Annotated in this window: 1 rRNA gene; it reads left to right on the plus strand. The window is 54.8% G+C overall.

Annotation, left to right across the window (positions count from 1 at the left end):
- Positions 1-219, plus strand: a 16S ribosomal RNA gene (locus AB4Y44_RS43060); the annotation flags it as partial.

Here is a 219-nt window from a genome sequence, read left to right on the forward strand (position 1 = left end):
TAAGCACCGGCTAACTACGTGCCAGCAGCCGCGGTAATACGTAGGGTGCGAGCGTTAATCGGAATTACTGGGCGTAAAGCGTGCGCAGGCGGTGATGTAAGACCGATGTGAAATCCCCGGGCTTAACCTGGGAACTGCATTGGTGACTGCATCGCTGGAGTATGGCAGAGGGGGGTAGAATTCCACGTGTAGCAGTGAAATGCGTAGAGATGTGGAGGA

The sequence above is a fragment of the Paraburkholderia sp. BR10937 genome, from assembly GCF_040965695.1.
Classification (GTDB): domain Bacteria; phylum Pseudomonadota; class Gammaproteobacteria; order Burkholderiales; family Burkholderiaceae; genus Paraburkholderia.